General features: G+C 69.5%; 3 protein-coding genes, 1 tRNA gene and 1 rRNA gene. 4 read left to right on the top strand and 1 reads right to left on the bottom strand.

The features are described 5' to 3' along the window. The 3 genes from rrf to ACFY3J_RS17340 all read left to right on the top strand — a co-directional run. A 5S ribosomal RNA gene (gene rrf / locus ACFY3J_RS17350) occupies positions 1 to 90 on the top strand; the annotation flags it as partial. A gap of 114 nt (positions 91 to 204) precedes the next feature. Then, entirely contained in the window at positions 205 to 885 is a 681-nt protein-coding gene (locus tag ACFY3J_RS17345; protein WP_390841144.1) for a DegT/DnrJ/EryC1/StrS family aminotransferase, read from the top strand. A 41-nt stretch (positions 886 to 926) separates the two neighbouring features. Further along, positions 927 to 1,002, top strand: a tRNA-Thr gene (locus ACFY3J_RS17340). Positions 1,003 to 1,056: 54 nt separating this feature from the next. Here ACFY3J_RS17340 and ACFY3J_RS17335 read toward each other — a convergent pair. After that, positions 1,057 to 3,810, bottom strand: coding sequence for a SpoIIE family protein phosphatase (locus ACFY3J_RS17335; protein WP_384184461.1), 2,754 nt, complete (start codon positions 3,808 to 3,810; stop codon positions 1,057 to 1,059). Positions 3,811 to 4,185: 375 nt separating this feature from the next. On the opposite strand from ACFY3J_RS17335, the gene ACFY3J_RS17330 reads away from it, so the two are divergent. Next, a complete protein-coding gene (locus ACFY3J_RS17330) occupies positions 4,186 to 9,693 on the top strand; it encodes a HAMP domain-containing protein (RefSeq protein WP_384184458.1) in 5,508 nt (1,835 codons plus the stop codon). Positions 9,694 to 9,869 lie beyond the last annotated feature (176 nt).

The raw sequence follows: 9,869 nt of genomic DNA, 5'->3' as shown, positions 1-9,869 counted from the left end.
CCCGGTTACATTCCGAACCCGGAAGCTAAGCCTTACAGCGCCGATGGTACTGCAGGGGGGACCCTGTGGGAGAGTAGGACGCCGCCGAACAAATTGTGAAAGGGTTGGACCCCGAACTTCGGTTCCGGGTCCAACCCTTTTTTGTTTGCCGTTACTTGAAGTTCATGTTGCGCAACCAGCATCCGCATCATGGGTATTGCTGCTCTGCTCAGGGCCGCCGGCGTCGGAGTCGGTGACGAGGTCGTCGTGCCGGCGTTCGGCAACGTGGAGGTCGCCGAGGCCGTGACACAGGTGGGCGCGCTGCCGGTGTTCGCCGACATAGACCCGATGACGTACTGCCTCGACGCCTCCACCGTCGAACAGGCTCTGACCTCGCGCACGGTGGCCGTGGTCGTCGTACACCGCTTCGGCCGGTCCGCCGACATGGGGCGGCTGCACGAGATGGGCCGACGGCGCGGGCTGCTCGTGCTGGAGCAGGGCGAGTCCGAGGCGCCGTACGACGAGATGGCGCGGCGCAGGGAGCGTGCCGCCTATCTGGACACCAAGCTGCGGGGCGTGCGGACCCCCGACGGTGGTGACGGGCACACCTATCAGCAGTACGTGGTGCGGGTGCCCGGGAACGGCCGGCCGGACCGGGACGCCTACGCACGCGCCATACGGGCCAGGGGAGTTGACTGCCGGGTGCCCGTGAAGACCCCCGTGCACCGGCTGCCGGAGTTCCGTCGGTGCGTGTCCCTGCCGGAGACCGAGCGGGCCGCCGAGGAGACGCTCGCGCTGCCCGTGGACGCCTCGTTGACGCGTCGGGAGATGCAGCGGATCGTCTCGGTGTGCAACGCGCTCGGCGGACCGATCGTGGTTGGGAGCACGGTCCTGTTCGGGGTATGATCTATTCCGTTGCCGCGGGGGAAACCCCGAAAAGGTGACAGGCCCCTATAGCTCAGTCGGCAGAGCGTCTCCATGGTAAGGAGAAGGTCAACGGTTCGATTCCGTTTGGGGGCTCCAACGGAAAAGGCCCTCACCCATCGGGTGAGGGCCTTTTGCATGCCCTGAGGCGCCCTACTGCTGGAGGCCCGGCACCCGCATCGCGAGGATCGCCATGTCGTCGGACGGGGCGTCCGAGGCGAAGCGCTCCACCGCGCGCATGATGCGGGCCGCCACCGCACCGGCCGTCAGCCCCGTACAGGTGGTGAGCACGTCGGCGAGACCGTCGTCGCCCAGCATCCGGGTGCCCTCACGGCGCTCGGTGACGCCGTCCGTGACGCACAGCAGCACGTCGCCCGGGTCCAGGGTGATCGTCTGCTCGTACAGCTCCAGGTCCTCCATGACGCCGAGCAGCGGCTGGGGGTCGGCGGCCGGCTCCACCGTGCCGTCCTGACGCAGGCGCAGCGGCAGCGGATGGCCGGCACAGACCACCTTCAGCCGGGCGCTGCCGTCCTCCTGCGGCCACAACTCGCCGTACAGGAGCGTGAGGAAGCGGCTGCGGGCGCCCTCGTCGAGGATCGCGGAGTTCAGGCGCTCCAGCACCGCCGGGCCGCCGAAGCCCTCGCGGGCCAGCAGCCTGAGCGCGTGCCGGGCCAGGCCGGTCACCGCGGCCGCCTCCGGGCCCGTACCGCAGACGTCGCCGATGGCGAAGCCGTAGGCACCGTCACGGATGGGGAAGAGGTCGTAGAAGTCACCGCCGACCTCGTTGCCCTCGCCGGCCGCGCGGTAGATGACCTCGACCTCCACGCCCTCGACGTCGGGGAGTCCCGGCGGCAGGAGGCTGCGCTGAAGCGACTGGCTGATGGCCGTGCGCTCCGAGTACAGGCGGGCGTTGTCCAGGGCGAGGGCGGCGCGGCGGCTCAGGTCCTCGGCCAGTTCCAGGATCTCCTGGCGGAAGTGCTCGTCGGTGGGCTTGCCGAGGGTGAGCATGCCGATGACGCGGTTGCGGGCGACCAGCGGCAGGACGACCGTCTCGCCGCCGACCGCGGAGGCCGTGGCGAGGGTCGGTCCGATGGTCGTTCCGATGTGGTGGTGCGAGTCGCCCAGGCTGAGGCTGCGCATGGAACTGCGCAGGGCCGCCTGGTGGGCGGCCTCGCCGGGAGCGGTCCACACGCGTGCTCCCGGCGTGGGAACCGGGTCCGGCGGGGCGATCTTGGACAGCAGGGACTTGATGCCGTCGATCAGTTCCTCGTCCTCGTGCAGGACGTAGGACAGGTAGGGGTCGGAGGCCTGGTCCGCGATCGTGTAGACGGCGCACCAGGTGGCCAGGGTCGGGACCGTCATCTGGGCCATCAGGGCGAGGGTCTGATCGCGGTCCAGGGTGCCGGCCAGCAGGTCGGAGGCCTCGACGAGGAAGCTGAGGGAGCCGCGGCGCAGCCGCTCCAGTTCGCCCAGGCGGGCCGACTCGACGGCCAGGGCGATGCGGTCGGCGGCGAACTGGAGACGCAGTGCCTCCTCGTTGGAGTACCGGCCGGGTGCCTCCGCGGCGACGCCGAGGGAGCCGGTGAGGCGGCCCTCGACCTTCAGCGGGACCGTGACGACCGAGCGCATGCCCGTGCTGTTGAGGAGGGGGACGGCGCCCGGGACGGCGGTGAGGTCCTCGTGGACGGCCGGCATCCGGGCGGAGCCGTAGCGGCCGGGGCCCGCCTCGACGGGAACGCGGGCGAAACGCTGGCGCGCGGAGGGCAGGCCGGTGGAGGCGCGGACCTCCAACTCCGTTTCGTCGTCGGTGGCCAGCAGGAGGAAGGCGGCGTCGCCGTCGAGCATGTCGCGGGCGCGTTCCACCGTGCGTTGCAGCAGGCCGTCGAGGTCGTCGGGGGCGGGAGAGCCGATGAAGACCTCGAAGGGGTCGGTGCTGGAGCCCTCGGTGGCGCTGCCCGCGTCGGCGGACGCCGGGAGGCGCAATGGTGTCTGGAGCACGGCCCGTTCGTGGTCCCGTACGAGCAGGCAGACCGTGGAGGGTTCGCCGTCGGTGTCGCGGACGCGGAGGTGGGAGGCGTAGACGGGGATGACGCGGCCGTGGGCGCCGCGGATGCCGTAGCTGCCTTCCCAGCGGGAGAGTTGGAGCGCCTCGGCGATGCCGGTGCTGGTGCCGGGCGTGTGCGGCCAGGCGGCGAGGTCGGTGAGCGGTCTGCCGGTGACCTGCTTGGAGGCGTAGCCGAACAGCTCCTCGGCGTCCTCGTTCCAGGCGCTGATGGAGCCGCCGCGTTCGATCTGGACGACGGCCACGCGGACCCGGCCGTCGGCGAGCGGGAGAAGGTCTGCGGGCAGGCAGGGGCCGGCGGCGCGGGTGCCGACCGGACGCTCGGGCAGGTCCAGTTGGAACCAGACCTTCTTGTGCGTCGGCGTGTACTCCACGCCCCAGCGGCCGGCCAGGGCCGCGCACAGTTGCAGGCCGCGGCCGCCCTCGCGGTCGGGGCTGCCCATGTTGATCGCCGAGCTCTGCACCGGGAGCTCGCGCTCGGGGTAGCGGTCGGACACCTCGATGCGCACTCCGTCGTCGCTGCGCAGGCACAGCACGTCGGCGGCGGTTCCGGCGTGGACGACGGCGTTGGTGACCAGTTCGCTGGTGAGGACCACCGCGTCGTCGACGATGTCGCCGAAGCCCCACCCCTGGAGGGTGTCGCGGACGAAGGACCGGGCGGTCGCGACCGATCGCCCCAGGGGATCGAAACTGGCGGCCGCGCGCGCGGTGATCACAGAACTCCTTGTCCGGTTGTCGACGTGCAGACCCTGGTGGCCGATGGGCTCGCGCCGCTGCTCCGGCAGCTGCGGGCCGTTCGGCTGTGGCTCCGGGGGCTGTCCCCCGGGGATCACTCCGGTGGTCATGTCTGCGGCCGCCCTCCGATGCCCGCTCGTTCCCGTGCCACCGCCCAGGCCGGACGGACCGGTGCGGCTGGACAGCCCCGTGCAAGGTTACTTACCTTCGCCGTCCACGCGGATGCCGGTCGCCAGTGTTTCCGCCCCGAGGGTGTGCGGAGGGTGTGCGAAGCTGCCGAACTGTTATGGCCTGGTTCGGCCGGGGTGAAACACTGGGCAGGCTTCTGGTGAAGGTCCGGGCAGGCTGAGTGTGTTCTCTGCACCCAGGGCAGCAGCTCTTCCTGTGGGCTGATTACATCGGACAGAAATGCGCAGCAGTAACCGGTACGCGAGCAGGCGTACCGCAGCACGGCGGTAACGGTCGACCCCTGCGGGAGGGACACAGTGGAGTCTGGCGCAGCGACGCGGAGCACGAAGACGCGCGCGAAAGGCGGACAGTCCCCGAAGAACCGGCGCACGACGCGCAACGGGACCACCGAGGTGGACACGGCTTCCCTGAACCGACTGCTGGCCGCTCTGGTGTCGATGCGCGACGGCAATTTCCGCAGGCGGCTCACGGTGTCCGGGGACGGCGTGATGTCGGAGATCGCGGCCGTCTTCAACGAGGTGGCCGACCGCAATCTGCATCTGACGGGCGAGTTGTCGCGGGTGCGGCGCATGGTGGGACGTGAGGGAAAACTCACCGAGCGACTGGAGACGGGCGCCTGCGAGGGCTCCTGGGCGACCGCGATCGACCATTCCAACGCGCTGGTCGACGATCTCGTACGACCGGTCTCCGAGGTCGGCCGGGTCCTCACCGCGGTCGCCGAGGGCGATCTGTCGCCGCGCATGGAGCTGCGCACGCAGGTGCCGGAGGGGGCCGGGCATCCGCTGCGCGGCGAGTTCCTGAAGGTCGGACGGACCGTCAACAACCTCGTCGACCAGTTGTCGACGTTCACCGACGAGGTCACGCGTGTGGCCAGCGAGGTGGGTACGGAGGGCAAGCTGGGCGGGCAGGCGCGGGTGCGCGGTCTGTCCGGATCGTGGAAGGACCTCACGGACTCCGTCAACACCATGGCGTCCCGGCTGACGGCGCAGGTGCGGGACATCGCGCTGGTCACCACGGCGGTGGCCAAGGGCGATCTGTCACGGAAGGTGACCGTCCACGTCGCCGGCGAGATGCTGGAGCTGAAGAACACCGTCAACACGATGGTGGACCAGCTCTCCGCGTTCTCCTCCGAGGTGACGCGGGTCGCCCGTGAGGTGGGCACGGACGGCATCCTCGGTGGTCAGGCGCATGTGCCCGGGGTCGACGGCACCTGGAAGGAACTCACCGACTCGGTGAACCTGATGGCCGGCAATCTGACGGCGCAGGTGCGCGGGATCGCCCAGGTCACCACCGCTGTGGCGAACGGCGACCTGTCGCAGAAGGTGACCGTTCCGGCGCGTGGCGAGGTCGCGCAGCTCGCCGACACGATCAACCAGATGACCGAGACGCTGCGCATCTTCGCGGACGAGGTCACACGGGTGGCCAACGAGGTCGGCGCCGAGGGCCGCCTGGGCGGGCAGGCGAACGTGCCGGGGGTGGCCGGCACCTGGAAGGACCTGACGGACTCCGTCAACACGGTGTTCCGGAACCTCACCACACAGGTGAGGGACATCGCCACCGTGACGACGGCCGTGGCCAGCGGCGACCTGTCGCAGAAGGTCACCGTCGACGTGGCCGGCGAGATGCTGGAGCTGAAGAACACCGTCAACGGCATGGTCGACCAGCTGTCGTCGTTCGGTGCCGAGGTCACGCGGGTGGCACGGGAGATCGGGGTCGAGGGCGAGCTGGGCGGCCAGGCGCAGGTGGCGGGCGCGGCGGGGACCTGGAAGGACCTCACCGACTCCGTCAACACCGCGTTCCGCAACCTCACCGGGCAGGTGAGGAACATCGCCCAGGTGACCACGGCCGTGGCCAACGGGGATCTGTCGCAGAAGGTCACCGTGGACGTCTCCGGCGAGATGCTCCAGCTGAAGAACACCGTGAACAGGATGGTGGACCAGCTGTCGTCGTTCGCCGACCAGGTGACCCGGATGGCCCGGGACGTGGGCACGGAGGGCCGCCTGGGCGGTCAGGCCCGCGTGGACGGTGTGTCCGGCACCTGGAAGGAGCTCACCGACTCCGTCAACTTCATGGCCGGCAATCTCACCTCCCAGGTGCGGCAGATCGCCCAGGTGACGACGGCCGTGGCCCGTGGCGACCTGTCGCAGAAGATCGACGTCGACGCGCGCGGGGAGATCCTGGAGCTGAAGAACACCATCAACACGATGGTCGACCAGCTCTCCGCCTTCGCCGACCAGGTCACCCGGGTCGCCCGCGAGGTGGGCACGGAGGGGCGTCTGGGCGGTCAGGCGCAGGTGCCCGGCGTCGCCGGTGTGTGGCGGGACCTCACGGACTCCGTGAACGGCATGGCCGGCAACCTCACCGCGCAGGTGCGCAACATCGCCCAGGTCGCCACCGCCGTGGCCCGCGGTGACCTGTCGCAGAAGATCACCGTGGACGCGCGCGGGGAGATCCTGGAGCTGAAGAACACCCTGAACACGATGGTGGACCAGCTCTCCTCGTTCGCCCAGGAGGTCACGCGGGTGGCCCGTGAGGTGGGCACGGAGGGCATCCTCGGCGGTCAGGCCGAGGTCCAGGGCGTCTCCGGCACCTGGAAGGACCTCACCCAGTCCGTGAACTTCATGGCGAACAACCTGACCAGCCAGGTACGCAACATCGCCGAGGTCACGACCGCGGTCGCCAAGGGCGACCTGTCGAAGAAGATCACCGTCGACGCCAAGGGCGAGATCCTCGAGCTCGTCACCACCGTCAACACGATGGTCGACCAGCTGTCGTCCTTCGCCGAGCAGGTCACGCGGGTGGCGCGCGAGGTGGGCACGGAGGGCATCCTCGGCGGCCAGGCGCACGTGGCCGGTGCCGTGGGCATCTGGAAGGACCTCAGCGACAACGTCAACCTGATGGCCAACAACCTGACCATGCAGGTGCGCAACATCTCCCAGGTCGCGGCCGCGGTCGCCAACGGCGATCTGACGCGGACGGTGACCATCGAGGCGCGCGGTGAGGTCGCGCAGCTCGCGGACACGTTCAACACCATGGTGAAGACGCTGAGTTCGTTCGCCGACCAGGTCACCAAGGTGGCCCGCGAGGTGGGCACGGACGGCATCCTCGGCGGCCAGGCGTACGTCCCGGGGGTGGCCGGCACCTGGAAGGACCTCACCGAGTCCGTGAACCAGATGGCGTCCAACCTGACCGGTCAGGTGCGCAACATCGCCATGGTCACCACCGCCATCGCCAAGGGCGATCTGACCAAGAAGATCGACATCGACGCGCGCGGGGAGATCCTGGAGCTGAAGACGACCATCAACACGATGGTCGACCAGCTGTCCAGCTTCGCCGAGGAGGTCACCAGGGTCGCCCGGGAGGTGGGCACCGAGGGCCAGCTCGGCGGCCAGGCACGCGTGCGTGACGTCGACGGCACCTGGCGGGACCTGACCGAGTCCGTGAACGAGATGGCCGGGAACCTCACCCGGCAGGTGCGCGCCATCGCGCGCGTGGCCACCGCGGTCACCCGCGGCGACCTGAACCTGAAGATCGACGTGGACGCCTCCGGCGAGATCCAGGAGCTCCAGGACTACATCAACAAGATGATCGCCAACCTGCGCGACACCACGATCGCCAACAAGGAGCAGGACTGGCTCAAGGGCAACCTCGCCCGGATCTCGGCGCTGATGCAGGGCCGCCGCGACCTCCAGGACGTGGCCTCGCTGATCATGAGCGAGCTGACGCCGGTGGTCTCGGCACAGCACGGTGCCTTCTTCGTCGCCATGCCGCTCGCCGACGACACGGACCTCGGGGGCGAGGGCGAGGACTCCTACGAGCTGCGGATGCTGGGTTCCTACGGCTACTCGCTGGGCTCGATGCCGACGTCGTTCCGGCCGGGCGAGGCGCTGATCGGGACCGCCGCGGAGGAGAGGCGGACCATCCTCGTCGACAACGCGCCCAGCGGCTATCTGAAGATCTCCTCCGGGCTCGGCGAGGCGCCGCCCGCGCAGGTGATCGTGCTGCCGGTGCTGTTCGAGGGGACGGTGCTCGGCGTCATCGAGCTGGCCTCGTTCACGCCGTTCACCCACATCCAGAAGGACTTCCTGAACCAGATCGCGGAGATGATCGCCACCAGCGTCAACACCATCTCCGTCAACACCAAGACCGAGCAGCTGCTGAAGCAGTCCCAGGAGCTGACCGAGCAACTGCGGCTGAGGTCGGAGGAGCTGGAGCAGCGGCAGAAGGCGCTCCAGGCGTCCAACGCCGAACTGGAGGAGAAGGCCGAGCTGCTGGCCCAGCAGAACCGCGACATCGAGGCGAAGAACTCCGAGATCGAGGAGGCCCGGCAGGTGCTGGAGGAGCGCGCCGAACAGCTCGCCGTCTCCATGCGCTACCGCAGCGAGTTCCTGGCCAACATGTCGCACGAGCTGCGTACGCCGCTCAACTCCCTGCTGATTCTGGCCAAACTGCTCGCCGACAACGCCGAGGGCAACCTCTCCCCGAAGCAGGTCGAGTTCGCCGAGACGATCCACGGCGCGGGCTCCGACCTGCTCCAGCTGATCAACGACATCCTGGACCTGTCGAAGGTCGAGGCGGGCAAGATGGACGTCTCCCCGACGCGCATCGCGCTCGTCCAGCTCATCGACTACGTGGAGGCCACCTTCCGCCCGCTGACCGCGGAGAAGGGCCTCGACCTGTCCGTACGGGTGTCGCCGGAACTGCCCGCGACCCTGCACACCGATGAGCAGCGGCTGCTCCAGGTACTGCGCAACCTGCTGTCCAACGCGGTGAAGTTCACCGACTCCGGGTCGGTGGAGCTGGTCATCCGTCCCGCCCGGGACGACGTTCCGCAGCCGATCCGCGAGCAGTTGCTGGAGGCCGGCTCGCTGACCGACCCGGACGCGGGCATGATCGCCTTCTCCGTCACCGACACCGGAATCGGCATCGCGGCCAGCAAGATGCGGGTGATCTTCGAGGCGTTCAAGCAGGCCGACGGCACCACCAGCCGCAAGTACGGCGGTACCGGACTCGGGCTGTCCATCTCGCGGGAGATCGCGCAACTGCTCGGCGGTGAGATCCACGCCCAGAGCGAGCCGGGCCGCGGCTCGACGTTCACCCTGTATCTGCCGCTGCACCCGGGGGAGCTGCCGCCGCAGGGTTACCAGCAGCCCGGCTCCGTGCTGGACGCCGGCGAAATGGTCGCCGCCCCCGGGCCGGACCCGTCCGGGCAGGCCGCCGCGCAGGCCGAGACGCCGGCGGAGGTGAAGTCGTACCGGGAGACGCAGCACGGTCCCGCCGCGCTCTTCCGGCGCCGCCGCAAGGTCCTGCCCGCCGCCGACCACAGGCCGGCGCGGCACGGGCAGCCGTTCCAGGAGCAGTGGGTGGTGGCGTCGGCGGGCCCGGCGGAGCCGGAGACCGTCCCGCAGGGGCACCGCGACATCCGGTTCGGCGGCGAGAAGGTGCTCATCGTCGACGACGACATCCGCAACGTCTTCGCCCTGACCAGTGTCCTGGAGCAGCACGGCCTGTCCGTGCTGTACGCCGAGAACGGGCGCGAGGGCATCGAGGTGCTGGAGCAGCACGACGACGTGGCGGTCGTCCTGATGGACATCATGATGCCCGAGATGGACGGTTACGCGACGACCACGGCGATCCGGCGGATGCCGCAGTTCGCCGGGCTGCCGATCATCGCGCTGACCGCGAAGGCGATGAAGGGCGACCGGGAGAAGGCGATCGAGTCGGGCGCCTCCGACTACGTGACCAAGCCGGTGGACCCCGATCATCTGCTGAGTGTGATGGCGCAGTGGATGAGCGGGGAGTGACGACGGACCGGTGACCGGAACGTTCGGAGGGCGTGGGACGTTGTCGGCTCGGAGGCTCGGAAGCCGAGTAGAAGTGCGGAATCCGGGGAACCTTCTGGTCTCCCGCGGCGTTTCTGCCAGGTGCGCAGTGACATCACGGTGACAGGGTGTGGCGACGGGCGGGGTGCGGCTACGAT

This window comes from Streptomyces sp. NPDC001231 (assembly GCF_042896885.1).
GTDB lineage: Bacteria > Actinomycetota > Actinomycetes > Streptomycetales > Streptomycetaceae > Streptomyces.
This window is presented reverse-complemented; position numbering and strand designations above follow the sequence as displayed.